This window comes from Sporosarcina sp. P34 (genome assembly GCF_002743375.1).
Lineage (GTDB): Bacteria > Bacillota > Bacilli > Bacillales_A > Planococcaceae > Sporosarcina.
This window is the reverse complement of record NZ_PDZC01000010.1, coordinates 26,236-51,559: the sequence shown is the minus strand read 5'-3', so window position 1 is coordinate 51,559 and position 25,324 is coordinate 26,236. Positions and strand designations below refer to the sequence as shown.

Sequence of the window (25,324 nt, the reverse complement as noted above, 5' to 3'; positions counted from 1 at the left end):
GGGTTTTACCTTGGAGTTAGTAAAAGTATATGGTGAACTGGATTGGAAGAAGCTCACACGTAACGTGTTAATTCCAGTAGTGGGCGGATCGATTATCGGATTTCTAGCTAACCGCAATACACAAAAACAGTATGCTGAGTTGAAGAAACCTTCATTTTCTCCTCCTGGAGCTACATTTCCAGTTGCTTGGACAGCTTTATATACGATAATGGGTGTTGCGAATTACCGCGTGGAAATGAAGCAGCCATCGCCATGGAAAGATACCGCTATCTCTTTGTATGACGTACAATTAGGCCTTAATTTTCTTTGGTCCTTCTTGTTCTTTAAATGGAATTTACGAGGTACAGCACTGATAGAGATGACGATTTTGTTAGGTGCTATTGCTATGACCGCTTATGAATTCAATCAGACGGATCGTATCGCTGGTGGATTGATGGTTCCTTATATTGGATGGGTAATGTTTGCTCTAGTATTAAATTACTCTACATGGAAATTAAATAAGTGAACAAAAAATGTCCCTGCCAATACTGGCTGGGACATTTTTCAATGCTTATTATATTGATTTTGATTATAGTTCATACGCTCAGCAGTCTTATAAGCGTCATACATACCCCAAATCCATACAATGGGATACGTAATGAAACCTATACCTACAAACATGAGCAGACCATTGATTCCTTGTAAGATAATAAGTAAAATCCCTTTAAGGATTTGTCCATTATAGATTTGGCCGACGCCAGTCCAGAAAAAACTAAGCACGGCGGCAATACCTGGATGCTTAAACATGTCATCTCCCCTTCCTGGCTGTTACGTCTATCCTACAGTATCCAGAAAGGGAATGACAAGATATTTGCTACATGTCTTTTTTAGAAACGGTCTTTATCCAACTGATCACCCTTAACTTCTACGTCCCCTTCTTTTTCAACATGTACTTCTTCACGTTTCACAGATTCGTGAATCGTTTCATTCTCTACAACCTCACGCTTCTTGAGTATGATTTCTTCCGTTACAACGGGTTTCTTTGTTACTTCCACTTGTTCTTCAGTAATCGGAATACGAATTGTCTCGTCATCTTCCCTGAACGCTACCGCATCATTGCCATAGCGACCATCAAGACCAGCTTCTCCATCTACAACAGGTCTACGTTCGATTGTCACTTCGTCGTGCGAAACGCTAACATCTACCGATCTAGGTTCTTCTACTACTTCTTTTTCAACACGGATTTCTCCACGCTGTGTTTCATGCTTATCCACTTGAAGACGTTCTTCGTGTAAACGTATACGTTCCTCTTCTGTATCAGTGTCAGTGAAAGCATGTTCAGTTGCATGAAGGCCAGAGTCTACGTCCCGATTGTGTTGATTGAGTGTATGATCTGGCAGCGTTTGATTCAACCTGAATGCCGGATCTCCTCCATTTAATTCTTGGTCCGTTACGCTTAAGCCATTCGCCCCAAGATTCACGTCTGTACTTTTTCCAATTCTGCCGTAAAACTCGGTGTTGTCCATATAATGGCGATTTGCTTCGCCAGAATCAACATATAGCAACATGCCACCTTGTTCTATTTCCTGATAATATCTTACTGTGTCTTCTGTTCCGAAATCTAAACTATCTACCATACGACGTACATGGTCTTCTCCAGAAACAAACCCCATAAAACGATCCCACCATGAATCGTCAGCTGATTTAATCTCCGCATCCGTACGACTTCTAAGCATAGTTAATTGATCTTCATTTTTCACAACGACATAAATATCATCTTCAGGCCATCCTTCTCTCTTCAACTCGTCCAGACGGTTCACCAAATCTGTTTCATTATAGTACATTCCAATATATCTATTTTTACCCATATAAATCTCCTCCTAATGTTGTAATGAATTATTTAGAACTCTTTTAACGTCGTGTTGATACATGTACCCCGGTTATGAAAATTAGAAACCTTTTCGTTAAATTTTTTTAGAGGATGTATAAATATTTGCTAGTAAGGAATGCTGATAAAAAGGAGTGATTTCATGCTGGAATTAGATACGCCGATTGAAGGCAAACTAGCTTGTTTTGGGACTTTACGGGATAAAGTCGATCAGCACGGGTATCATTTTGGCGGAGGCTGGGATTATCATAAAGGTAGTTTTGATTCCATCCTTCATAGGGAAGCTGGAGAAACCATTTACTTACGTGTCCCCTTTGAAGTTCATGACGGTGAACTTGATGATTTCAACACATCCATTAAATTCAAAAAACCTTACGTCATCAAACATGTGGTGAATACGGGTTTAGATCCCGACTCAAGTTCTTTAATAAGTGGTTCATTGAATCAATTCCAAGAACCGTTAGATCGTGATGCAGAAATTCGTGATAAAAGTCGTTGGGAAATTGCCGGTGAACTAGCAATTGAAGAAATACTACAGTACTTGGAATGAAAAAAGGATCTTCTTGCCGATTTTTTTGGCAGAAGATCCTCTTTATTATTTCTTTACATTTTGTATTTTTTCATCCATTTCATCTGAATCTAGCACTTTTTTAGGATATTTCTTGAAAACCGGTTCTAGTTCGCTCATTAACTCTTCTAATTCTGCTCCAGTATGGAAAAGGGATTCGAAGTATTTGGTATTTCCATCCGACTCCACTACTATTCTAAGCCGTTGCAAAGGTTCTCTGCCGGCAAGGTCTTCATCCGACATAATGGCTTCTTCTGCTACGTAATCGGCTTGCTGAATCCAAGTTGTTCCCGGCTCATCCGCTTTTTTTGCAAATAACAATAATTCTTCTGTATCCATCGTCGGCATCTTCATGCAATTCCCTCACTTTACTTGTTTTACTTAGTGTTCCCTGTTGGTACTAGTTAAAACCATTTAGTGGCTCGCCTCGTTTTCGAAGTATAAATCCTTATGCAGACCACAACCTGGATTAAAGCCCGCGTCGCAAGAAGGACATTGATAGTCGCATTGCAAGTATTCAGTAATGGTGAGTTCGTGGCCGCAATTGCCGCACAGAATGGCCTTTTCATTATATCGACTAACTGGCCAGACAGCGTGGTGACCGCAACCCGCTTTTTCATGACATAGGTGACATGGATAATAGGTTTTACAACAATAGAACTTGATGGCAATTCTGTCTGTTTCTGTTGAGTAATGGATACAGCGCGTTTCATCATCCACTAGTAAGCCCCGAACTTCCTGATCGTATTTTTTCATTTTTCCGCACCCCTCTTATGTACATCATAAAAGTAGAGAGGCCTGTAAAGCAATTAGAAATAGAAAGGGATTTGAAATGGAGTGGAGAGTAAGGAGCTGCAAATTGATAGACTCACCACTTTGGCTATAAAATACACGTCCCGGGTTCAAGCTTCAATCTACTCACTCATCTCTTTTTCTTCATCCCTAGTTTCGAAACTCAGTCATATAAAAAATGTCTCCGGCAATCGTAAGTTTACGACTGCAGAGACATCTTCTGTTTACATATCCTTATGAGTGAATGGACACTTTCCTGTTAATGGCACACTGTCGTCACCGATGAAGAACTGTTTCCATTCATTATGCGTTGGATCTCCGTAATGGCTGATATCGGGATGCTTCGGTAAGTTATCCCATACCTCTACACGTTCACGAACTTTTTCACGTGAGTTGATTCCGCCTTTTTCCGTACCTGTCAGACCCTTAAAAATTTTGCGCGGCTGAAACCCGATGACCATTGCATTTCCTAAATCACGCGTCTTTCGCTGCTTATAGGCAGGCGCATTACCAAAAGCAAAAATCGGCTCACCTTGGAAATGAAAGTCCCACAAATAATGATCAGGATCTCGTGGCGCTTCAGCAGGCCATTCTTCTTTATCTTCTTTATGCAAGTACTGCAAAATATCCCAAAACTGCTGGCGATATTCTTCTATTGTTCCTTCTTTTTCAAAAGGTTCAACAAATACAAACAGACCGTGGCGTTTATGCTTTGGATTTTCAAATAGTTCTAAAAAGGCTTCTAGCGCTTGCGGCAAGTTCGACCAGTCTTTTTGTGAAATATAAGCATAGCGCAACTCGCCTTTATTTTCACCAGCCATACCAAAATAGCATGGGAATGTTTTATCGGTCACAATATCATGAAATGTCTGATACTCTCTACGTAACCATTCTGGTAAATCATCACGTTCTGTAAAGTCTTCTTTTGTTAATAAAGCGTTTGATGTTTGAATCAACGTTTTATCCCCCTCTAACATACTATGCTGTATATCCGTTACCCTGTATTTCGCATAATGAAACATATGAAATGAAGAAAACACCTTATCGAATGGTGATCGATAAGATGTTTTCTCATTGTAAAGGTTTTGGATGATCCTGTAATTCATCAATCGTTTGCATAACCAACGTGACTGCCTGGCTTAAGGCACTTCCACCGCCAAGCGTAGCTGCAACACCAACAGCTTCTAACACTTCTGAAACGGTACAACCTGCATCCATACAAGCTTTTGTATGGAAAATAATACAGAACTCACTATGCGCATAGACACTTACTGCTAGTGCAATCAGCTGTTTATATTTCTGACTGATTTCTCCTTCTTCAAAACCAATTTCCGTAAATGCGTGGAATGATTTCATGAACTTGGGCAACTGTTCGCTCATGGCACCCATACCAGTTTTGTAATCTGCCAGTACCGCATCCGTAAATGTATAGTCTTCCATAAAATCGCCTCCCGTCATAGCAGTAGTATGTCCGATTCTTTGTTTGCTATTCAGCAATAATGGAAATGGTATAAGCAATTACAAATACAGGAGGTTTAGTATGAAAATCGTCATTACAGGAGATACACATATGCCTGGAAGAGGAAAAGGTTTGCCTTCACGATTAATAAAAGAATGTGAAACCGCCGATTTAATTTTACATACAGGTGATTGGAAATCGGTCGAAGTCGTGCAGATGCTTTCTGAATTTGCGGAAGTAAAAGGTGTTTCCGGAAATGTGGATGAAGAGGATATAAAAGAACTGTTTCCATTGCAGCAAGTGATTCAAGCGGAGCACGTAAGCATTGGATTAGTACATGGTCACGGAGAGAAAAAGACTACAGAAAAACGGGCTATTGAAGCATTTGAAGGAGTGCCACTAGACGTCATCGTCTTCGGACACTCCCACATTCCTATGCTTCGTTATTTGAATAAAACCTTATTATTGAATCCTGGTTCACCAACAGATAAGCGAAAATTACCCCATTACTCTTTCGCTATCTTACATATTAATGATGGGATTCGTGCAGAATTGGTATTTTTTGATGATAAAACGTAAAGTACAAAATGAATGGATTAATATGTCCAACCACGTGTATATTGAACGGGTGATTCGATTTCTACACCTAGTTCTTTTGCTGCTGTGTACGCCCAATAAGGATCACGTAATAATTCGCGAGCGAGCAATACGATATCCGCACGGTCATTTTGTAAAATTTCTTCTGCTTGTATAGCTGATGTGATTAATCCTACCGCACCCGTCGCAATATTTGCTTGCTGACGGATTGTATCTGCAAATGGCACTTGATAGCCTGGGAAAGGATGAATAGCAGCCGGAACTACTCCACCTGAGCTAACGTCAACTAGATCGACACCTTGTTCTTTCATCCAGCCTGCCATTTCTGCATACTGCGAAGAATCCATGCCACCTTCTTGATAATCTTCTGCAGAGATTCTCACAAATAACGGACCTTCCCAAACAGAACGAATTGCATCAATTACTTGCCCTAGTATGCGATAGCGATTTTCTGCTGATCCACCGTATTCATCTTCACGATGATTACATAATGGTGTTAGGAACTCATTAAGTAAATAACCATGCGCACCATGGATTTCAATGACGTCAAATCCGGCTTGTTTGGCACGGAGCGCTCCTTGTTTAAATGCTTCAATGGTTTCTTCAATATCAGCGATAGTCATTTCTGTTGGTGTTTTGTGTTTTTCATTGTACGCAATAGGGCTTGGCGCATGAATTGTTCCATCCACTGTCGCCTTTCTTCCTGCATGTGCTAATTGGATACCAGTACGAGCACCATGCTGTTTGTTTAAACGAACGATTTCAGTTAAACCTTCAATATGCTCATCTGACCAAATCCCTAAATCCTCACTTGAAATTCTTCCTTGCGGTTGAACAGCTGTTGCTTCAACGATGATTAGGCCGACTTGTCCTACTGCACGAGTTGCGTAGTGGGTTTTATGCCAATCTTCTACTTTCCCATCTTGATTATGTGAAGAATACATACACATCGGTGCCATTGCGATACGATTTTTAAATTCTACACCACGTATAGTATAAGGACTAAATAATTTTGCCATGAATAAATCCTCCTCTAATAGTTACTAGAGAAAGTATAGCAAATCTCTACTGATTTTTACTGTTCGAGGATTTTAAATTAACTTTATGAAACATATGGTAGTACTTGAACGTATAGTAGACTACATGAAAGGAGGTCTTCTCATGCAACCACTTGTTTCAATATGGACACAACCTAAGCAAACGATTCGTTATGTTCTTGAATACAAAACATGGAGTTATAGTTTCTTCATCTTATTCCTTACCTCGATCAGCGTCGGTATAACATCATTTGCTGAAACGGATATTTTACCCGATCTACCACTGCCGGTAATGATCCTACTCGGTATCGTGTCATCGTTCATCGGAACTATGATCAGCCTGTTCATTAGTTCTGCTCTCTACACATGGGTAGGTAAATGGCTCGGAGGGAAAGGGAACTTTAAGGATATGGTGCAAATGACGCCAATCGCTTCGATACCTTTTATTTGGATGATGCCGATTAACTTGCTATTAGTCGTTATTTACGGCAAGAATTTATTTGTGGATACGACGAATACTGCAAATGTTGACGCTTTTGGATCATTATCTAGTGTATTATTACTCACTAATTTACTAACATTGGCTCTAGGTATCTTTAGTACAGTGATATTATCGAAAGGAATTGGGATTGTCCATCAATTCTCTTCATGGCGTGGATTTGGTACGATTATGATTGTTGCCGGTTTATTTTTAGCATTAATGATTCCATTTATTATCTTTTTGATAGTTGTTTTTTGGGCTTACTAAATTCAACATATAAAAAAACCGAAGGCGAATCCACTTCTGGAAACGTCTTCAGTCTAACGCAAAGCCTCATGAGCTTTGCGTTTTATTATTTATTGACCATTTTCATGAATTCTCTCATTACGCCTGGAAGATCTGGCCAAGCATGTCCTGATACTAGATTCCCTTCTGTATGAAGATCTTTTTCTATATACGTAGCACCAGTTGCTGTAACGTCCGGCTTACATGCAATATACGCCGTATACTCCCTATCTTTCATAAGATCCGAAATAACGGATAATACTTGGGCAGCATGGCAAACTGCCGCCACGGGTTTATTCTCTTCAAAGAAATGGCGCACAATAGCTGGTAATGATTCATCTAGACGAATATACTCTGGTGCACGTCCACCTGGAATAATGAGCGCATCATAGTCTGCAGGATTGACATCTTTGAAGGCAATATGTGAATCCAAGCCATACGCAGGTTTTTCAACATACGTTTCCATTCCATCGATGAAATCATGGGTAACGGTATATAATTTTTTTACGGATGGTGAAGCAATAGTTGTGTCGAATCCTTCTTCCAAACAACGATAGTACGGATAGAAAATTTCCAGTGCTTCTACTGCATCTCCACCAAGAATCAATACTTTTTTACTCATGTGCAGATCCTCTCCCTATTCTAAATTGTGTGACTACTTTACTTCTTTCGACAATTTGATAATGAATCCTCTTTCTTTTGCTGAATTCCTCTTCTTTATGTATAACTATCGCAAATTACACCATATTATGAATAGGAGGGATTTCTATGGATCAAGATATACGTCATTTGTTTCATAAAGGAACGATCAATGAAGAAATGGGAATGGAGTTTGAACTATCTGCCGAAGAAGCTGCGCGTGCCCGAGAGAATGCGAGCGGTAAAGAGTATCGGGATGCTTTGAAAGAAGTCTATCGGGCTACAGAGGATAAAAGAAAATAATTCGTGAAAAAGCCGGACAGTTCATACTGTTTGGCTTTTTACATCTTACTATAATGATTTCCCCGACTTCTTCGTATCATGTATTGCTCAATAAGTATCGCGAGGATCGTTCCTGTAATCAATCCATTAGATAATGTTGAAGCTACAATGGGAGGAAGTTGCGACAAACTTTCTGCCGGGACAAACATGGTTCCTACACCTACCATTAATCCAAAAGCTACAGCTTGGCGAGCACGCTCCTTTTCTGGATCCGCATCAAGTTCATTGAATGCCATCGAGACCATTTTTGTAAAGATGGCGAAAGTTACAGCATATGCAACCGGCGCTGGTAAAGCCGCAAATATCGCCATAATACTTGGAAACAGTGTTATGAGTACTAATAGCGTACTGCCAATAATAAATGGTTTTATAGATGGCATACGTGTCGTGCCAACAAATCCAGCAGATCCTGAAATCGGTACGGATCCAATGGCGGAAAAAGCACCTGCGATCAGATGGATGAATCCTGAAGCAAATGCTCCTTGGCGTAACCGATCTGGCGCTTTAATATGAAAAGACTCCTTCAATAAATGTTCCATGACACGAATTGATGCAAGCATATTCGCTACTAGCAATAATGTGATGAAGATAACTGTAACGAGAACACCACTATCCCATACAGGTTTTCCATAAACAAACATTTTTGGTAGTTGGATTAGCTGATCGGATACTTTCGCGATGGTTGGTGTTTTTCCGAGTAGTAAGAAAATCCCCCAGCCAAGTGCAATGGAGATCAATATCGCATATTTAGATATGAACGGGCGTTTATTAGCCATCGCAATAAACGTGATGAGTAAAACCATGAAACTTCCGAGAAAAATGACTGGATCCAGATGGTCCCCTACTTCTTCTACCCCTATCATTCCCCTAATAAAGGTTCCACTTAATTGTAAGATCAGCAATAGTAGATACGTAAATGTGATTGCGGGTGTGAAGAGTACTTTCATTTTCGTGATGATTCCTGTCGCAGCGAGAATAATGAATAGCACACCGCTGTACAACATACCACTTTGCAATGCTTGCAAGGCGTCTGTTGAGGTTGTATAAAAAATGCCGATCATTCCGGCATAGACCACATAAATTCCCCACCATAAGCCTGCGGGCCCTTCATTAATCGGCATTTTATGTCCGAAAAAAGCTTGTATCAGACTGGCAACACCGAGAACGAATATAGTTCTTTGCATAAATAGTGATGTCGCTATGGAATCCATACCGAAAGCGTGCGCGATTGCGATGGGAGCTGCAATAGATGAGGCAATAAGAAAGACGGTCCATTGTACACCGCCTGCTAGATGTTTCATTAGACGATACCTCCAATAGTGCTGTGCAAATTAGAATTCATATAGTATACCATGAGAGTAATTTTTTTATCATATAGGATAAAAAAAGATGCGGATAAGAAAAAGCACCGTTGATCGAAGTTTAAGACGCACGCTGATCCTCCGGTGTCTTACACTTACGATCAACTAAAGTCGCTTCTTAAATTAAACTTTTGATCCAAAATTAAAATAAAAAAGACTAAAGACCACCCCTAATTCAAGAGTTTGTCTTCAGCCTTATACTACATAATTAACTAATAACTCCGTTCCCGTTATTTACCGATCGGTTGCAGCGTAAGTACACGTCCGTTAGGGATTTCTTGTGTCATGAGTGTTTCGTGGTATTGGCCTTTTGCCCAGTCTTCTGCTTGGTCGTGGAACCATTTGGATTTCAGATGTCCACTTTGGCCAGGTCCGACGACGTGATATGTTTTTGTTAAGTCGTCTAGATCTGCAACAAAACGCCATGATGCACCATGATTGACGGAGCCGTCGTCTTTAAAAGAAGCAGCTTGCACTGTAATATTGGAACCGCCGATTGGCTGTTTTTCGGGATTTAATAATGTGGCGAATACAGGTGAGGCGCTTGCTAGTGGGTGAGGAAATGTCAGTTGATGATAGTCTCCCCATGCCCATTTTTGTTGTTTATCACCGAAGTCATTGGATATTTGTTTCATTGCGTTGCTGAATGAATCATACACCCATTGATCGATGCCTTGCTTTTCTTCTAACCAAACACTTTTTTCTCCACTATAGCCTTTACGCAGAAGTTCATCTGTAATCTGGTTTTTACCTGGCATTAGTTCATAGACATCCTCCGGCATTTCATCGCGGAACATATCAATTTGCAGTTGTTTCATCCATTTGTGAAAAATTAGCGGAGCACTGCTATCTTTTGAATCAACTTGATTCCATTGTTTCAAAGTATTTAATACTTCTTTATAATCACCTGATTGGTCTTTGTTCTCTACTGATGTAATCATGGATGCAAGGAATTCCGCAGCGTAAAGGTTTTTTTGATCCATTTGCAGTTTCATCATGTCATCCGCTGTGAAATTATCTCCTCCTCGCAGCACTTCTGCAATCCGTTCGAAGCGGTATGGTTGTGCCCAGAACTTTGTGATGTGATATGGATAATCTTCATCTACCACTTCATTATTTGCTGTGGCGATGAAACCTTCTTCGGGATTCACTACACGTGGTAGTTCTTCATACGGAATATACCCCTTCCAACCGTAATCAGAGGAATCTCCTGGCACTGCCAATTGTGCGTCACCTTGTTTTCGGATGGGAATGCGACCGTTTGCTTTATACGCGATTGTGCCGTCCGTCGAAGCGAAGACGAAGTTCTGTGCAGGTGCGTGAAACTTCTCCAATGCTTTCTCAAAACTTTTCCAATCTGTTGATTTATTCATCTCCATAATCGCTTCGAGCTCAAGCGTGGGCTCGAGTGCCGTCCACTGCATGGAGAATAATGCATCAGGATTTTCTTCTTTGTACATAACATCAGAAATAATCGGACCGTGTTTCGTGACAACTACTTCATATGGAACATCTTCGGCATCTTTTACTTTAATTGTCTCATCTCGTATTTCTGCCTGTTCCCACTTACCATCATACCGGAATTGAGCTTTTTTACTTGGATGCGGGACTTCAATATACAGATCTTGCACATCCGGTCCAACGTTTGTAACCCCCCAGGCGATATCTTCATTATTTCCCAAAATGATTCCAGGAATCCCTGCAAAGATTACTCCTTCAACATTTTGTTCAGGGGATTGTAAATGCATTTGATACCAAATAGACGGAGTACTCAGTCCTAAATGCGGATCATCAGCCAGTAATGGTTTACCGGAAGCCGTCTTTTCTCCTGATACCACCCAATTATTACTTCCATTGAATTCAGGTGGTGAAAGTTCCGGTAGAAAACGTCCCGCTACCTCTACGTTATGCTCTTTATTAGCCGTCATGATAGATTCTGCATTTTTCGGATATGTCAGGAATAAATCTTTCACTTTTTCTTCTGGAAACGCATTGATCGCCCAGTGGCGGAAGGCTTGCGGTTGCCATCTCCCTCCCAAGTCATAAGCCATATACTTCCCGATCGTTAATGAATCAATCGGTGTCCACTCTTCAGGCTCATACCCAAGAAGTGCAAATTCATAAGACAATTTCTTATTCGATATAGCTTCCCGAATGAATGCATTGACTCCTTCTGCATACCAGCCAAGTACTGCTTTTGCTTGTTCTCCATATCCATCATATGAAGCTTCTGCGGCATTTCGCAAACTAAATGTACGAAATAATTTATCAGTATCGATTGCCTTATCACCGATGACTTCCGCCAGACGACCGCTCGCCTGCCTTCGGGCTAGATCCATTTGAAATAAACGGTCTTGCGCTTGCACATAACCTTGCGCTCGGTATAGATCTTCATCCGAAGCAGCGTTGATATGCGGTACCCCATTGTTATCCCGTGTAACGGTTACTTCTTGATCAATGAATGTGACTTGATGGTTTCCTTCTACAAACGGTTTCGATTTTAAAATGTAAGCGTTTGCAAATATCACAACAAGCACAGCTATAATTGACAGTGTACCGAGTGCCCACAACGTAATCTTTCTGCCTCTTCCCATGTCATTCCCCCTTTAGAACTTAGTATACTAGTAATATTCTGAAATTCCTTTAATTATTGTCCATTAAAGGAATGTAGTAAATCTGAAACTTCGATCCCTTTAACTGTATTTTAAATTTTTTTAAAAAACAAGCTACATAAAGAAAGGATATCCTAGAAGTCGTTGACTTCTAGAACATCCTCTTTTGATACTGCTTAGCGGGATTCGAAAATCTTTTGGATGACGTGATTATTGTTCGATTTTCCAAAGTTTTTATGAATACAGCTTTCAGGCTTTTCACGCATGATGGACGCGAAGCTATTGGCTAGTTCTGCTTCCCCAGCCACATGCACTTCTTTCCATCCACGCTTCTTTTTCATGTTGCCAACTACAGAACCCATGCCTTTATAAAAACGATCCAGATTCTCCTTTAACCGATGATCAAATTCGTCTGTGTGTCCTCCTACTCCCCGTTGTATGGACGACTTAACACCTTTTTGTTCTTTCCAGACATCAAGACCCGAATCGAATTCATACACAGTTTCGTCATGGACCCTCCCCATTGCTGTATCCAATATCCGGACATTACTGTAGCTTGGGAGTATAATTCCCGCTTCTGGATATGCTTGTAACATATACTCAAATTCATTCGTCATGGCTTGGTTTTCCCAATGAAAGCTCGTCTTGACTGCTACTTGAACATAATGAACGGACCATATTTCAGGATCTGCTGCTGCAAAAATGATAACCCCTTTCGCCAAATCATTTTGCTTATCTTCAACTTCTTTCATCACACGGTCTTTCAATGAACGAAATGCAGTCAATTCTTTTTCATCTCCAGATGCGACGAGATATTCATCAAGCCTTTTCAAACCTGATTTTAAATGAATTCTCCATGCAGCTTGTTGTTGGTCAGGATCTGCAGGATTCGTGTTTAAGTATACTGACAGCACACATCGATCATTACAGTGAAATGCTTTCAACTTTTTCAATTCTTCGCTAATACTCATCCAATCATCCTCCTTATTCCCTCAGCTATAGCATGCCCGCCGAAGGGAATATTACAAGATAATTGGAGCTGTGAATTTTTTCAAATAAAAAAGCAATGCTTTATCAAAAATGCCCAGTTTTTAAAAAACGTGCAGTTAATTCTGCTACTTCTTTCTGGTGATGAATTTCTTTATGTCCATAGGGCAACGTAACAAAATCAGTAAGTCCCGGATAATAAACTGAATCCAACTCTACCCGTCCATCGTTTTCACCCTGAAGCAATTTCCCAAGCCACAAATGATTTCGATTCCCCGCGATTGCGCCAATCGTAAAAGGAGTCGTATCCGGCAAATTTAACTGTTCAATATACGTTGCGTTTAATGAGCGTAATGTCTTGTAGTATTCAGTGTATCCTGTAATTTTACTCGCCACGTGCGCCAGCTGACTTCCTCGGTTTGGCGTAGCAATTTGCACACAGTGACCAATTGAATCCTTCCATTCAGTTTCTTGCAACACTTTTCGAATAAGTAGACCACCTGTACTGTGACCAACCAGATGAATAGGAGTATCTATTTGTGAGATCATATCGGACAAATGTTTTTCCACAAGATAAAGTGATTGGTCAAATTCATGATATGTTAACGGTAAGTCGAGTGGTCTGCAATGAAATCCCTGACGTTCTAAATAGATAGACAACGTCTGCATATCACGTGAATTTTTATTGAAACCATGTAACAAAAGAACACGTTCTTCCATGCGATCACCCCTTTATCGTTAAATACCTGATTGAATTTTCTTTGTGAGCTCCTTCGTTTGTTCATTCAGTTCTTCCACAGGGACTTGCTCTTGTGGAATGTCCACCACTTTATACTGTTGCTTTAGCAGTAAAATCCGCTCGACGCTTTGATTGATTCGTTGTTCTGTAATGTCTCCTTCACGCATAGCCGTTTGTAATGCAGTGAGTAGCTCGTCTACAGGCGTGTATTTATGCCCAACAAGTAAAATATCTCCACCCGCCACAATAGATTGAACTGCCGCATCTTCAATCGTATAGTTCTTTTCAATAGCTCCCATGACCAAGTCGTCTGTAATCACCACACCATCAAACTGTAATTCATCACGCAATAAGTCTGAAATAATTATTTTTGAAAATGATGCAGGTGTTTTTGGATCATACGCCTCTACAAGTAAGTGTCCGACCATAATCGCATTTACGCCACCTTCAATTGCCTGTTTAAAAGGATATAGTTCTACGTTCTTCAAGCGCTCCTTAGTATGCTTGATCACGGGCAAATCAATATGTGAGTCTACACTGGTATCACCATGTCCTGGGAAGTGTTTGACGACAGGTATGACATGTTGCGACATCAACCCCTTGGCCTGCTCGATTCCTGCTTTACTGACTAGCTGTGCGTCATGGCCATACGAGCGATCACCAATCACTGGATTATTCGGATTGCTATCGACGTCCAATACAGGTGCAAAATTCATATTCAATCCAAATGCACTCATTTTGCGACCAATTAACTCTCCAACATCATATGCATATTTTCCATTTTCAACTTGTCCGATTTTACGATTAGAAGGTGTTCTTACGAGTTCTTTTGGCAATCGTGTAACACGTCCACCTTCCTCGTCTGCACTAATAAATAACGGTGTTTTCGCATTTGCATTCGCCTGTTTCAAATCATTAATCAAACTAAGCGATTGCGAAACAGAAACGAAATTACGTTTAAATAAAATAATGCCACCGACATGCCTATCTTGAATAAATCTCTTCGCTACAGAATTCAGTTGCGGACCTTGCACCCCCATCAGAATCAATTGACCGAGTTTTTCATCAAGTTGCATTTCCTGTATCACTTCCTGAATTTCAGCACTCGGCTTATGGAGAACAGCAATTTCTGCTATGGTTGCATCGTTTTCTGCTGAGGTAAACAGCAAAGTTAATTGGTGTTCGTCATTCAAATCATAAACAAATGCTGTTTGCCCGTCTACTAGTCCCATTCTATCTGGAACGCCTAGTACTTCCTTGGCCCGCGCTTGCGGTATGTCAACGAATTTCGATTCCGCTATACGTAATTTATAAACCTTCTTGTTCTCTGTCAAACGAAGCTTCAATTTTTCTTTTTTATAAGATGCATATATCCCCTTACGATCACGTTCTACATTATCTGCTTTCCCCAACTGCTCTTGAACTTGTTGAAAAGTAGTTTTCCCCACTTGCCATGGTTTATTAGGAAGTTGTCCTGTTTCAGCTGCATCGTGGATTGCAATCAACGCTTGTTCGTTCTGCTTATATCGTATTTCTTTTTGTTGAGATTGTTCATTCTTATCGTTCTCTTGATTTGAACACCCTATTGCTATCATTAAGAGTGCACCGACGACGAGTAACAAGAATATTCTAGATACCTTTCGCATAGTTCCACCTCTTCTTTTAGTCATAATAACATCTTTCGGACTTCTATTGATATTGTCAGCCGCTGCATAAAACCACGACTTTTGTCCATTCTAATCTGTAGGAGGTGGACGAACATGACGAATAAAAATAATAAGAAAACCATGAATGAACGGACACATAACCCGTTGAAAACGTATGAAAATAAAAACAAAGAAGCCAGCAACAGCAATAATCAACATCCAGAAGGCCATTCATTAGAAGAGTTTTCTGCAGAGTTTGGATCTAGACCAAAAAATAAAAAGAAGAAAAAATAAAACAACTGCCGTGTTCTGTTTACAGAATGACGGCAGTTGTTTTATTTTATACACCTTCGTTAATCCTGAAATGACGTCTCCCATACCAGTTCCCTACCTTATTGTAAATTGAGGCAAGTACTTGTTGGAAGAGCATACCGAAAACGACAGGCATTGCAACTTTCGGCGGAAAAAACGTTGTCGCGATGACAACACCTGTCGCGATATTTCGCATGCCGCCCACAAACATGAACGTCGTAGCAATCACTGGATCTCTCCACAGTACATGCGCTATCCATAAGGCGGTCGCATAGCCCGTTAATGCAATAAACAGTACAAGCGCAATAATACCGGCGAGTTCAATAGAAATCTTCTGCACATAAGGTGCTACTGCACTACCATTAATCGCAACAATCGCAAACAAACTTATTTTAGAGAAAGGTGCTAAGCGAGGTCCCCATTTCTTTTGAACACTCCCCTTTGAGAGTTCATTTAACGTAATACCTAGTATCGTAGGTAGTACGATCATCCAAAGTAAATTAAGTATTAGTGACATACTATCAATGGTTACTCTTTCCCCTACGACGATATGAAGAATAACCGGTAAAATGATAGGTGCCAATAATGTATCAATCAATATGATAGATAAGCATAGAGGTAGATTGCCTTTCGAAATTGTTACCCAAATCACACTCGTAACACCTGTCGGGATTGCGACCGCTAACACAAAACCTACCGTCAGTAAGTGATCATCAAAAAATACTTTGGATAAAAAGTACGCCCACGCCGGCATCACTATGTGCAGAAAAGCAATGCTAACAAGTACTACGACAGGATACTTCCTGACCATGTGCACTTCTTTTATATTCATGCCCAGACTGCCCACGAACGTCATAAACGCAAACAACCAGGAGACAATAAACAATAACTGCTCCCCTACTTGATGAAACACGACGCCTATTACTAAGCTGAGAGGTGTTAAGATGGCAATCCATCGTTGTAAAAACATATTCAAATTAGTAAACATATAATTCCCTTCTTTACTAGCCTGACGTAATGGTTGGTATAGTCGTATTCTAGCATAATAGATTGTGTGAGAATCGATATTGAACCTAACAACTATTTCGGATGCATAAAAAAACCGTAGCGCTGAATCGCTACGGTTCTGTTTTCGTAATATTATTTTGTGTATGAAAGAACTGCATATTTACTAAAGTTCTTCATTGCCTTTGTTGCTTCTGCTTTCTCAGCATATTCAAAAATGCGTACGTTTGCTTGATCAAATAATGTAATTACCCACATGTTTTCCAGTCTCCTTTTAATTTATATTCATTTATCACTAGTAAAGTCAGTGCTTAGTGTGTGTATGTTAGGACTGCGTACTTGTTAAAGTTCTTCATTGCACTTGTTGCTTCTGCCTTCTCAGCATATTCAAAGATTCGTACGTTTTCTTGATCAAATAATGTAATTACCCACATGTTTTCCAGTCTCCTTTTATTGTGTATTCATTTATCAAAAGTAAAGCCAACGCTTAGTATGTGTATGTCAGAACTGCGTAATGGTTAAAGTTTTTCATTGCATTTAATGCGTCGACCTTCTCAGCATATTCAAAGATTCGTACATTTGCTTGGTCAAACAATGTGATAACCCACATGTTGTGTAGTCTCCCTTTTGTTTGGCAGCTTAGTTCCTTGAATGGAATCTGCTAACCAATTTCTTTTGTTACCCTTATCATACTCTGTTCTACAACAAAAGAAACCGATATGTGAAGCGTTTCACAAATCATTCAAAGTCAAAACGCTTACATATGTCGTAATTGTGTCTGCAACCGTTTTCTTATTAACGAAATAGAATTTATGTATATTTTTTCAATTTAACTTAATCTTTTCATCAACAAGAAAGTACATTTTTCAGCAGTTTTTATAAATTAGCCTCTCTGACTAGACATATTTCAATACCGGGACATATAAAAAAACCGCAGCTACGTACGCTACGGTTAAATGATCACTTCTTATTTAGTGTAAGAAAGAACGGCATATTTGCTAAAGTTTTTCATTGCGTTCACCGCATCTACCTTCTCTGCATACTCAAATATTCGTACGTTTGCTTGATCAAATAAAGTAATTACCCACATGTTTGTCAGTCTCCCTTCCATTTTCTTTTTAATCATTTATTTGTATTCGCTCTGTGCATATTCAGTGATTTTACTTTGTGTAGGATAAAACAGCGTACTGATTGAACTTCTCCATGGCAGTTGTAGCCTCTGCTTTCTCTGCATATTCAAACATTCGTACATTCTCTGTTTCGAACAATGTGATAACCCACATGCTGTTCAGTCTCCTTTTTGGTTGTATTTTGATTCTCTCAGCGAGAATCTATGGCCAACTTCTTTTGTTAACCTAAGTATACTACGCCCAGCAAACAATTTGTTTACATTGTGAACATTTTCACAATTCATTCAAAGTCGAAACGCTTACATATGACTACTTTGTGAATTCTAGTCACTGTAGGTTTAGTTGTTTACTCTCGTTTCCCTATCACATTCAGTTAAACACAGCTCAGTATGTAAGGCATATACTATGATGAAAACATAAAGAAAGGAATGATTAAGATCAATTCATCAGTTTCTAATTTCAAATTAGTGTGTTGGTATCAGCCTGTGTGTATATATCCATGTTTTAACGTATTGCCTTTACAGCAAATGAATCACGATGAATATTCGTCTGTGCTATCACACCCCAGTCGAACAGATTATGGTCCAATGCCTTTCACGATCAATATAGAAGAGGCAACAACACGAAACCAAACGTTCCGTACCGTACTTTGGACAGGTGACCATTTTCAGCTCACTCTTATGAGTATTGCGCCGGGAGAAGATATTGGTTTGGAAATGCACCCACATACAGATCAATTTATTCGGCTTGAGGAAGGGCAAGGCATCGTTCAGATAGGACATAGAAAAGATCGAGTAGACTTCGAGCGACACGTTCAAGATCAGGATATTGTTATTATTCCGGCTGGGACTTGGCATAATTTATTTAATACTGGTACTATTCCCATCAAATTGTATTCTATATATGCACCGCCAAATCATCCGCACGGAACAATTCATGAAACGAAGGCGATCGCGGAAGAAATGGAATCCCCACAGTCTCCTCACAATAAGTATATCTAGTATGCTGAAATATGCTGTTGCTATGATTGAAAAATAAAAAAAGACAAGGCACTTATTTACACGGTGTCTTGTCTGAATTGGACTATATTGTTTTGTGCTTTTACCTAAGCGAGTAGGCATTGTGCGTTCACAGTAAAAGGTGTTTTATAAAAACAGCAACCCTAAGCTAACCACAATAGAAATCGAGAACGCGATTTTACTTAAAAACACAAGCTCATCATTTCTAAACTTCATAACAACTGCCAATATAGCTACAATCCCCATTAAGATGGCTAGAGTTTTTTGAATCGTAAAGTTTGTAGGAAAAGATGTAAACGCTAGGTAGGATAAAAGCAGGCCAAATAACATATTGATAATGATTATACTGTTATTGGTTTTACTTTTATATAATACGACTTGTATTCCTATGGCTATAACTATTAAAACTATATACATGATCTCCAATATACCTAATGCCATTTGTGTAACCTCCTTCACAATATGAACTAATTCAGTAATTGTAACATGAAGTCGAAACTTACGATATTTCTGCGTTCGTTTTTCCGTTATTTATTAAAATACAGCATCGGTTGTTCCGTATTTCACATAATAGTGTGATTCCCCGTAAGGTCAAAAAACCCTCGAACTATCCGTCCGAGGGTTTTTAAAATACACATCAATATTTACTGAAATTACTAACCCGTTGTCGCCAAGTTATTTCAACTCTATTAACGCCACACACTCGACATGACTACTATGCGGAAACATGTCTACCGGTTGAACTTCCTTCGTGCGATAGCCGCCATCTTCGAGAATACGTAAATCCCGTGCCAATGTTCCTGGATTACAAGACACATACACAATTTTCTTCGGTTTATAAGTTAGAATGGTTTCTAGCAATTTTTCATCGCAGCCTTTACGTGGTGGATCGACGACTAATACGTCAAACTGCTTACCTTGCGCATACCAATTTGGAATAACCTCTTCTGCCGGACCTGCTTCAAAATGTGCGTTAGTTATATTGTTTAGTTCCGCGTTACGCTTTGCATCTTCTATCGCCTGCGGTACTATTTCAACTCCGTAAACAGCTTTCGCTTGTTTAGCCAAGAATAATGAAATCGTTCCTATTCCACAATACGCATCCACTACCATTTCATTTCCAGTTAGGTCAGCATAATCAAGTGCCTGTTGGTACAGTACTTCCGTTTGAACAGGATTTATTTGATAGAACGAACGTGCTGAAATCTCGAATTCAGTGTCTCCAATCCGATCAATAATAACATCCGCTCCGTATAGATTAATCATTTCATTCCCCATGATGACATTCGTATTCGCTGTATTCACATTTTGCATAATAGACGTCACGTTCGGCAATTGTTGTAGAATTAATTCGACTACGGCGTCTTTTTGCGGGAATTTTTTATGTCGCGTAACGAGTACAACCATCACTTGACCTGTCTGACGTGCTTTTCTAACAATTACATGACGTAGCATACCTTTGTGTGTATGTTCGTCATACGTCTCGATACCAAGCTGTTGAAGTTTATACTTCAGCAGCGTCATCAGTTCGTCTGCTTCTTTCGTTTGGATCAGACAAACATCTGTATCGACAATGTGATGTGTTCGGGCTTTATAGAAGCCAGTAATTACACGGTCGTTCTCCGTATCAAATGGGATTTGTGATTTATTGCGGTAACGCCACGGATCATTCATGCCTTTTACCTTATGTACAGGCACATCAGGGAGCTTAGCTATCCGATCCATTACATCGCGTACCGATTTGCGTTTTTGTATCAACTGACCCTCATAGGACAAATGCTGCAATTGACATCCACCACATGTCGGGAATATATGACAAGGTGGCGTTACACGGGAAGGAGATGGTTCCACGATAGTTAGCAGCTTAGCAAATCCATATTTCTTCAATGTTTTCAATACATGGACATCGACTGTTTCTCCAGGCAACGTTCCTTGAATGAATAACGGATAGCCTTCTACTTTCGCTACGCCCGCTCCATCATGTGTCAGATCTTCTATTGTCACTCGTATTTTTTCATTTTTATTTACTGCAAAGCTCATGACTTTTCCTCCATCTTTCAGATACTTCTAGTGTAACACGGGGAAGCAAACAAAAAAACAGACGTCAATCACACGTCTGTTTCTTTATTGTCTTTACACTCATTCCTGGTCACTGCATCGTCTTTCAAGACCACAAAGAACGATAATAGTATACCCGCAATGATCACCAAAAAAGGCGCATAGAAAATCAAAAATTCATTCATCGTATCGCCTCCTTATGCATGATGATTTTCGTTTCCTTTTACATATTCTTTATTAAACAAGAACATACGTAATAGTAAATAAAGCGATGGAATCAGCAACAATAATCCACATATGAAAGCAATGATTAAAGCAACCGCCATTGCTTGGTTCGTAAAGCTATCATAGATCGTCAAGTACGGGTATAGCAAGTACGGATAATGCGATGCCCCGTAACCAAAGAAAGCGAACACGAACTGTCCCATTAGTAAACTGAACGCCACGCCATAATGACGCTTTTTCCAAATGAGGAAAACCGTACCCAGAAACAGTATGAGCGATATCAAAAACATAGGCCAGAACGTTTGGATACTCTCGTAATGGAGCGGATTATGCTTACGTAATTCAAATATAATCCCGCCAGCTGCGATGATCGTCGGAAATGCCCAGATCAGCGCGTATTTCCTCAAAAGTTGCGTCGCCTCACGATCCCTGGCTTTGTTCGCATACCACGTCAAAAATGCGGAAGAGATATAAAGTGTTGCCGCTATGCTCAATACTACAATCGACCAAGTTAGTGGGCTAGTGAATAACTTCCAGTAATCCAAAACCGGTTGCCCATTCACTATTTCAATAAATCCACCTTCAGAAATTGTTAGGACAATCGATAGTGATGCCGGAAGTAATAACCCCGTCGAACCGTAAGCAAATGAATAGCCTTTATGACCACGGGCCCCATACGTCTCAAATGCATAGTAAGAACCACGAACCGCCAGAAGAATAATGGCAAAACTAACCGGGACTAGCAATGTGGTGCCATAATAAAAGGCGGTTTTCGGGAAGAATCCAATAATCCCCACGAAGAAGAATACGAGAAAAACGTTCGTTACTTCCCAGACTGGCGATAAATAGCGCTGAATGACATTGGTCAATATTCGCTGTTTGCCCGTAAATAAACTGTATGCATTGAAAAAACCTGCTCCAAAATCAATCGCACCAATTAGAATATAGCCGAACAAGAACACCCACAATACCGTAATCCCAAGAATTTCGATATTCATCGAATGTCACCGCCTCTCTCCTGCTGCCGATCTATAATTTCTTGTTCTACAGGATTCCTGATGAACATTCTCCTTAATACAACGACACTGCCGACACCGAGAACTAGGTATAGAAGTGCAAACAGTACAAGCATAGTCGGTACTTGCCCGCTAGTTGTCGCGCCTTCAGAAGTACGCATAATATTACGTAATATCCACGGCTGACGTCCTACTTCCGCCATCCACCAACCCGCTTCAAGAGAAATGAAAACGAGGGGTCCTCCCGCAACAATTAGCCAGCGGAATAAGCGCGACTCGACAAATGACCATCTTCGCCACATACCAATCCAGTATATAGCGGACATCATCATTAATGTTATTCCGATCGTTACCATAATATCAAAGAGGTAATGAATATAAAGAGGAGGGATATCTTCTTCAGAAAATTGATCCAACCCAACGACTTCTGCACTAAGAGATCCATGCGCTAAGATAGAAAGTGCATACGGTATTTTAATGGCATATTTAACTTCCCCATCGTCCAACACACCATACAAAATTAAAGGTGCATTTTCTTCCGTTTCAAAATGCCATTCTGCAGCCGCCAGTTTTTCAGGTTGATACTCTGCTAAATACTTACCTGATAAATCTCCAACCAACGCTGCACTCACACTAAAAATGAATCCTACTTTCAATGTCAGATATAACGCTTTTTTATGGTAGACGTGATTCGAACCACGCAACAAACGGAATGCTGCAATAGCCGCTAATAAAAAGGCGGATGTCATATAAGCTGTCCCGACTACGTGCGCCACTTTTGTGGGCATGGCAGGATTAAACATGGCCACGAGTGGATTGACGTTGATTAATTCCCCATTCACTAGGTTAAAGCCTTGTGGTGCATTCATGAAGGCATTTACAATGGTTATGAATACTGCAGAGAATGAAGCTCCAAGCGCAACAGGGATTAGGAGTAGAAAATGTTTCTTTTGATTTTCAAAACGATCCCATGTATAAAGGTAAATACCGAGGAAAATTGCTTCAAAGAAGAAAGCGAATGTCTCCATAAATAATGGTAATGCAATCACATTTCCTGCAAGCTCCATAAAGTTTGGCCATAATAAGGACAACTGCAAACCAATTGCTGTTCCTGTTACTACTCCTACAGCCACGGTGATAACGAAACCGCGTGCCCAACGTCTAGCTAGCAAAATATAATGCTCATCATTTTTCTTGATACCCACCCACTGAGCTAGCATAATCATGAGCGGGACACCGACCCCTATGGTGGCATAGATAATATGAAACGATAAAGTTAGTTCGGTCAAGATTCTAGAATATAAAACTGGATCCACACAGGCCACCTCCTCTTTTCACGAGAATACTCTTCCAATAATTGATAGCAACATGATACCGGCTACAATAAATGCCAACCACATCAGACGTTTTTCTTGTCTTTTATACACGCAATCACTCCTAAGCACAATTCTATTGTAGGGTTTCCCTTAAAACGCCTTTCAATAACCTATTTAATACGATTTGTTGAAAATTAGACGTATTTCCATATTCATAGCATATCTACTTGTTGTATACTAATAAATTAACCCATTTCACTTGTAATTTGTAAGTATTTACAGTATAATTAGTTAACTAATGAGAGGTGAAAGTGAATGAAAAGAGTAAAAAGAAAAGTTATCGCGTATATTACAAAAGGGGAAGGCAAACACCGTAAATTGCTTGTTTATGAGCAAAAGGATCAGCCTGAAGCAGGTTTACAAGTTCCTGGTGGTACAATCGAACGCAACGAACTATTATTGGATGCATTATATCGAGAAATCCAAGAAGAGTCTGGGATCGTGCGTGATGAACTTATATTAGAAGGTAAAGTGAAAGCTTCAAAGTATTTCCCAGAAGATAAAAACGTAATTTATGAACGTACGATTTTCCATTTTTCCTACATAGGAGAAAACAAACACGAATGGGAATATATCGTAGAAGGTGAAGGTAAAGACGCAGGTCAATTATTCAGCTACCGTTGGATGCCGTTGAAAGAAGTGCCAAAGTTAGCTGCTAAACAAGGAGAAGCGATTGAATACATCTGATATCGACCTGATACGATGCGCATTGCATCGGCATCACCCAATTAATTTTTCACAATAAAAGACTATTCCATCCGAACGTTAGAAATTCGACTGGAATAGTCTTTTTGCTTTTCTTATTTAATTAGTTTTCCTTTATCTTGCGGACGTAATTTCTGTAGCGGTACAAACATCTCGACATGTTGATATAAGTTTTGGAAAGTAGCTGGCAACACGCCACCGTATTCTCCATCCAAGTTCAATAACACTTCGTCTTTGGAAGTCACTACAATATTTTTTGCTTTCGCTGAAACAACTAAAGGATCATCCAGATGTTCTCCGCGGGAAGCTAACGTAACCACACGAATAAATTCTGCAATATTGCATTTCTTTAAAATAAGCAACGTAAAATATCCATCGTTAATACTGGAGTTAGGTGCTAATTTCTCAAATCCGCCAACCGAGTTGGTCAAGCCAATCAAAAACATCATAGCTTCTTCATCAAATACATTTCCATCATATTCAATGCGAAGATGACTGGAATGTATGGAAGGCAACATTTCAATTCCTTTTAAATAATAAGCCAACTGACCAATTACAGTTTTTAAACGGCTTGGAACTTCATATGTCAATTCCGTCATTCGACCGCCACCCGCTATATTAATAAAATAGCGGCCATTCATCAAACCAACATCTACCGGAATCGAATCTCCTTGGCAAATGATATCTACAGCGTCATCGATTTCTCTAGGAATACGCAATGCTCTTGCGAAATCATTCGTTGTTCCCATAGGAATCAAACCAATTTTTGGACGTTTATCAAAATGCCCTACACCTTCTACAACTTCATTGAGTGTCCCATCGCCACCTGCAGCAATAATCACATCGAAACCTCTGCGAACCGCGTCTCGCGCTGCCGCCGTTGCATCACCCTCGCAAGTTGTAGCGTGAGCGGATGTTTCATAACCCGCATTCTCCAATTTTTCGAGGACTTCTGCTAAATGTTTACGGAAGACTTCTCTTCCTGCAGTCGGATTATAAATAATGCGTGCACGTTTCATACACTTTCCCCTCGATCCTTTCGCGTCTGAAAAAAATTAGACGTTTA

At 40.0% G+C, this 25,324-nt stretch carries 33 protein-coding genes; 8 read left to right on the top strand and 25 right to left on the bottom strand.

All coding sequences use genetic code 11. The features are described 5' to 3' along the window. Positions 1–10 precede the first annotated feature (10 nt). Positions 11–505 carry a TspO/MBR family protein gene (locus CSV63_RS13390; RefSeq protein ID WP_099696264.1) on the top strand — a complete coding sequence of 165 codons (495 nt, stop codon included), beginning with the start codon at positions 11–13 and terminating at the stop codon, positions 503–505. A gap of 38 nt (positions 506–543) precedes the next feature. On the opposite strand, the gene CSV63_RS13385 is transcribed toward CSV63_RS13390, so the two are convergent. After that, positions 544–786, bottom strand: coding sequence for a hypothetical protein (locus tag CSV63_RS13385; RefSeq protein ID WP_099696263.1), 243 nt, complete (start codon positions 784–786; stop codon positions 544–546). A gap of 80 nt (positions 787–866) precedes the next feature. Continuing rightward, positions 867–1,847 (bottom strand): YsnF/AvaK domain-containing protein, encoded by a 981-nt coding sequence (locus CSV63_RS13380; RefSeq protein WP_099696262.1) that lies wholly within the window; start codon positions 1,845–1,847, stop codon positions 867–869. 162 nt (positions 1,848–2,009) lie between these two features. On the opposite strand from CSV63_RS13380, the gene CSV63_RS13375 reads away from it, so the two are divergent. Next, a complete protein-coding gene (locus tag CSV63_RS13375; protein WP_085131712.1) occupies positions 2,010–2,417 on the top strand; it encodes a YugN family protein in 408 nt (135 codons plus the stop codon). Positions 2,418–2,462: 45 nt separating this feature from the next. On the opposite strand, the gene CSV63_RS13370 is transcribed toward CSV63_RS13375, so the two are convergent. From CSV63_RS13370 to CSV63_RS13355, 4 genes are all read right to left on the bottom strand, one after another. Then, positions 2,463–2,789: a hypothetical protein gene (locus CSV63_RS13370; RefSeq protein WP_099696261.1), complete on the bottom strand. Its 327-nt coding sequence runs from the start codon at positions 2,787–2,789 to the stop codon at positions 2,463–2,465. 60 nt (positions 2,790–2,849) lie between these two features. Beyond that, entirely contained in the window at positions 2,850–3,191 is a 342-nt protein-coding gene (locus CSV63_RS13365) for a CHY zinc finger protein (protein WP_099696260.1), read from the bottom strand. A 260-nt stretch (positions 3,192–3,451) separates the two neighbouring features. Then, entirely contained in the window at positions 3,452–4,204 is a 753-nt protein-coding gene (locus CSV63_RS13360; RefSeq protein WP_099696325.1) for a YqcI/YcgG family protein, read from the bottom strand. A 94-nt stretch (positions 4,205–4,298) separates the two neighbouring features. Continuing rightward, positions 4,299–4,667: a carboxymuconolactone decarboxylase family protein gene (locus CSV63_RS13355; RefSeq protein ID WP_099696259.1), complete on the bottom strand. Its 369-nt coding sequence runs from the start codon at positions 4,665–4,667 to the stop codon at positions 4,299–4,301. Between the two features lie 100 nt (positions 4,668–4,767). Between CSV63_RS13355 and CSV63_RS13350 the strand changes: the two genes are divergently transcribed. Beyond that, entirely contained in the window at positions 4,768–5,265 is a 498-nt protein-coding gene (locus tag CSV63_RS13350; RefSeq protein ID WP_099696258.1) for a metallophosphoesterase family protein, read from the top strand. Between the two features lie 17 nt (positions 5,266–5,282). Here the strand turns inward: CSV63_RS13350 and namA are convergent, their stop codons facing one another. Beyond that, positions 5,283–6,302 (bottom strand): NADPH dehydrogenase NamA, encoded by a 1,020-nt coding sequence (gene namA / locus CSV63_RS13345; RefSeq protein ID WP_099696257.1) that lies wholly within the window; start codon positions 6,300–6,302, stop codon positions 5,283–5,285. Positions 6,303–6,444: 142 nt separating this feature from the next. Here namA and CSV63_RS13340 point away from each other — a divergent pair, with 142 nt between their 5' ends. After that, a complete protein-coding gene (locus CSV63_RS13340) occupies positions 6,445–7,068 on the top strand; it encodes a YIP1 family protein (RefSeq protein ID WP_158233969.1) in 624 nt (207 codons plus the stop codon). 85 nt (positions 7,069–7,153) lie between these two features. On the opposite strand, the gene CSV63_RS13335 is transcribed toward CSV63_RS13340, so the two are convergent. Then, a complete protein-coding gene (locus CSV63_RS13335) occupies positions 7,154–7,708 on the bottom strand; it encodes a DJ-1/PfpI family protein (RefSeq protein WP_099696255.1) in 555 nt (184 codons plus the stop codon). Between the two features lie 146 nt (positions 7,709–7,854). Here CSV63_RS13335 and CSV63_RS16540 point away from each other — a divergent pair, with 146 nt between their 5' ends. Further along, positions 7,855–8,028 (top strand): hypothetical protein, encoded by a 174-nt coding sequence (locus CSV63_RS16540; protein WP_158233968.1) that lies wholly within the window; start codon positions 7,855–7,857, stop codon positions 8,026–8,028. Between the two features lie 38 nt (positions 8,029–8,066). Here CSV63_RS16540 and CSV63_RS13330 read toward each other — a convergent pair whose 3' ends face one another. The 5 genes from CSV63_RS13330 to nagZ all read right to left on the bottom strand — a co-directional run bounded on the left by CSV63_RS13330 (position 8,067) and on the right by nagZ (position 15,412). Next, positions 8,067–9,368, bottom strand: a complete 1,302-nt coding sequence (locus CSV63_RS13330; RefSeq protein ID WP_099696254.1) for a purine/pyrimidine permease — start codon at positions 9,366–9,368, stop codon at positions 8,067–8,069. A 290-nt stretch (positions 9,369–9,658) separates the two neighbouring features. After that, positions 9,659–12,022, bottom strand: coding sequence for a penicillin acylase family protein (locus CSV63_RS13325; RefSeq protein WP_099696253.1), 2,364 nt, complete (start codon positions 12,020–12,022; stop codon positions 9,659–9,661). Positions 12,023–12,216: 194 nt separating this feature from the next. Beyond that, entirely contained in the window at positions 12,217–13,011 is a 795-nt protein-coding gene (locus tag CSV63_RS13320) for a VLRF1 family aeRF1-type release factor (RefSeq protein WP_099696252.1), read from the bottom strand. A 103-nt stretch (positions 13,012–13,114) separates the two neighbouring features. Further along, a complete protein-coding gene (locus CSV63_RS13315; RefSeq protein WP_099696251.1) occupies positions 13,115–13,747 on the bottom strand; it encodes a lipase family alpha/beta hydrolase in 633 nt (210 codons plus the stop codon). An 18-nt stretch (positions 13,748–13,765) separates the two neighbouring features. Further along, entirely contained in the window at positions 13,766–15,412 is a 1,647-nt protein-coding gene (gene nagZ / locus CSV63_RS13310; protein WP_158233967.1) for a beta-N-acetylhexosaminidase, read from the bottom strand. 114 nt (positions 15,413–15,526) lie between these two features. Between nagZ and CSV63_RS13305 the strand changes: the two genes are divergently transcribed. Further along, positions 15,527–15,706 carry a hypothetical protein gene (locus tag CSV63_RS13305; protein ID WP_099696249.1) on the top strand — a complete coding sequence of 60 codons (180 nt, stop codon included), beginning with the start codon at positions 15,527–15,529 and terminating at the stop codon, positions 15,704–15,706. A 46-nt stretch (positions 15,707–15,752) separates the two neighbouring features. Here the strand turns inward: CSV63_RS13305 and CSV63_RS13300 are convergent, their stop codons facing one another. The 6 genes from CSV63_RS13300 to CSV63_RS16920 all read right to left on the bottom strand — a co-directional run bounded on the left by CSV63_RS13300 (position 15,753) and on the right by CSV63_RS16920 (position 18,012). Further along, positions 15,753–16,712, bottom strand: a complete 960-nt coding sequence (locus CSV63_RS13300) for a bile acid:sodium symporter family protein (RefSeq protein ID WP_099696248.1) — start codon at positions 16,710–16,712, stop codon at positions 15,753–15,755. Between the two features lie 152 nt (positions 16,713–16,864). Continuing rightward, positions 16,865–16,987, bottom strand: a complete 123-nt coding sequence (locus CSV63_RS16940; RefSeq protein ID WP_255406667.1) for a hypothetical protein — start codon at positions 16,985–16,987, stop codon at positions 16,865–16,867. Between the two features lie 53 nt (positions 16,988–17,040). Beyond that, positions 17,041–17,163: a hypothetical protein gene (locus CSV63_RS16935; protein WP_255408945.1), complete on the bottom strand. Its 123-nt coding sequence runs from the start codon at positions 17,161–17,163 to the stop codon at positions 17,041–17,043. A 53-nt stretch (positions 17,164–17,216) separates the two neighbouring features. Next, positions 17,217–17,339 carry a hypothetical protein gene (locus CSV63_RS16930; RefSeq protein WP_255408944.1) on the bottom strand — a complete coding sequence of 41 codons (123 nt, stop codon included), beginning with the start codon at positions 17,337–17,339 and terminating at the stop codon, positions 17,217–17,219. Between the two features lie 357 nt (positions 17,340–17,696). Further along, entirely contained in the window at positions 17,697–17,819 is a 123-nt protein-coding gene (locus CSV63_RS16925; protein ID WP_255408943.1) for a hypothetical protein, read from the bottom strand. A 70-nt stretch (positions 17,820–17,889) separates the two neighbouring features. Next, entirely contained in the window at positions 17,890–18,012 is a 123-nt protein-coding gene (locus CSV63_RS16920; protein ID WP_255408942.1) for a hypothetical protein, read from the bottom strand. A gap of 374 nt (positions 18,013–18,386) precedes the next feature. Between CSV63_RS16920 and CSV63_RS13295 the strand changes: the two genes are divergently transcribed. Then, positions 18,387–18,860 carry a cupin domain-containing protein gene (locus tag CSV63_RS13295; RefSeq protein ID WP_233192110.1) on the top strand — a complete coding sequence of 158 codons (474 nt, stop codon included), beginning with the start codon at positions 18,387–18,389 and terminating at the stop codon, positions 18,858–18,860. A gap of 144 nt (positions 18,861–19,004) precedes the next feature. Here CSV63_RS13295 and CSV63_RS13290 read toward each other — a convergent pair whose 3' ends face one another. The 5 genes from CSV63_RS13290 to CSV63_RS13275 all read right to left on the bottom strand — a co-directional run bounded on the left by CSV63_RS13290 (position 19,005) and on the right by CSV63_RS13275 (position 23,493). Continuing rightward, positions 19,005–19,319 (bottom strand): hypothetical protein, encoded by a 315-nt coding sequence (locus CSV63_RS13290; protein WP_099696246.1) that lies wholly within the window; start codon positions 19,317–19,319, stop codon positions 19,005–19,007. Positions 19,320–19,553: 234 nt separating this feature from the next. After that, a complete protein-coding gene (rlmD, locus tag CSV63_RS13285) occupies positions 19,554–20,918 on the bottom strand; it encodes a 23S rRNA (uracil(1939)-C(5))-methyltransferase RlmD (protein WP_099696245.1) in 1,365 nt (454 codons plus the stop codon). A 68-nt stretch (positions 20,919–20,986) separates the two neighbouring features. After that, complete coding sequence (cydS, locus tag CSV63_RS16915) at positions 20,987–21,121, bottom strand: cytochrome bd oxidase small subunit CydS family protein (RefSeq protein WP_255408941.1); 135 nt, start codon at positions 21,119–21,121, stop codon at positions 20,987–20,989. 12 nt (positions 21,122–21,133) lie between these two features. After that, positions 21,134–22,159: a cytochrome d ubiquinol oxidase subunit II gene (locus tag CSV63_RS13280; RefSeq protein WP_099696244.1), complete on the bottom strand. Its 1,026-nt coding sequence runs from the start codon at positions 22,157–22,159 to the stop codon at positions 21,134–21,136. Next, positions 22,156–23,493, bottom strand: a complete 1,338-nt coding sequence (locus CSV63_RS13275) for a cytochrome ubiquinol oxidase subunit I (protein WP_099696243.1) — start codon at positions 23,491–23,493, stop codon at positions 22,156–22,158. Before CSV63_RS13275 ends, CSV63_RS13280 begins: the two co-directional genes overlap by 4 nt. A gap of 315 nt (positions 23,494–23,808) precedes the next feature. Between CSV63_RS13275 and CSV63_RS13270 the strand changes: the two genes are divergently transcribed. Next, the gene (locus tag CSV63_RS13270; protein WP_099696242.1) at positions 23,809–24,240 is read left to right on the top strand and encodes an NUDIX hydrolase; all 432 of its coding nucleotides are present in this window, start codon (positions 23,809–23,811) and stop codon (positions 24,238–24,240) included. Between the two features lie 113 nt (positions 24,241–24,353). Here the strand turns inward: CSV63_RS13270 and CSV63_RS13265 are convergent, their stop codons facing one another. Beyond that, a complete protein-coding gene (locus tag CSV63_RS13265; RefSeq protein WP_099696241.1) occupies positions 24,354–25,277 on the bottom strand; it encodes a diacylglycerol kinase in 924 nt (307 codons plus the stop codon). Between the last annotated feature and the right edge of the window lie 47 nt (positions 25,278–25,324).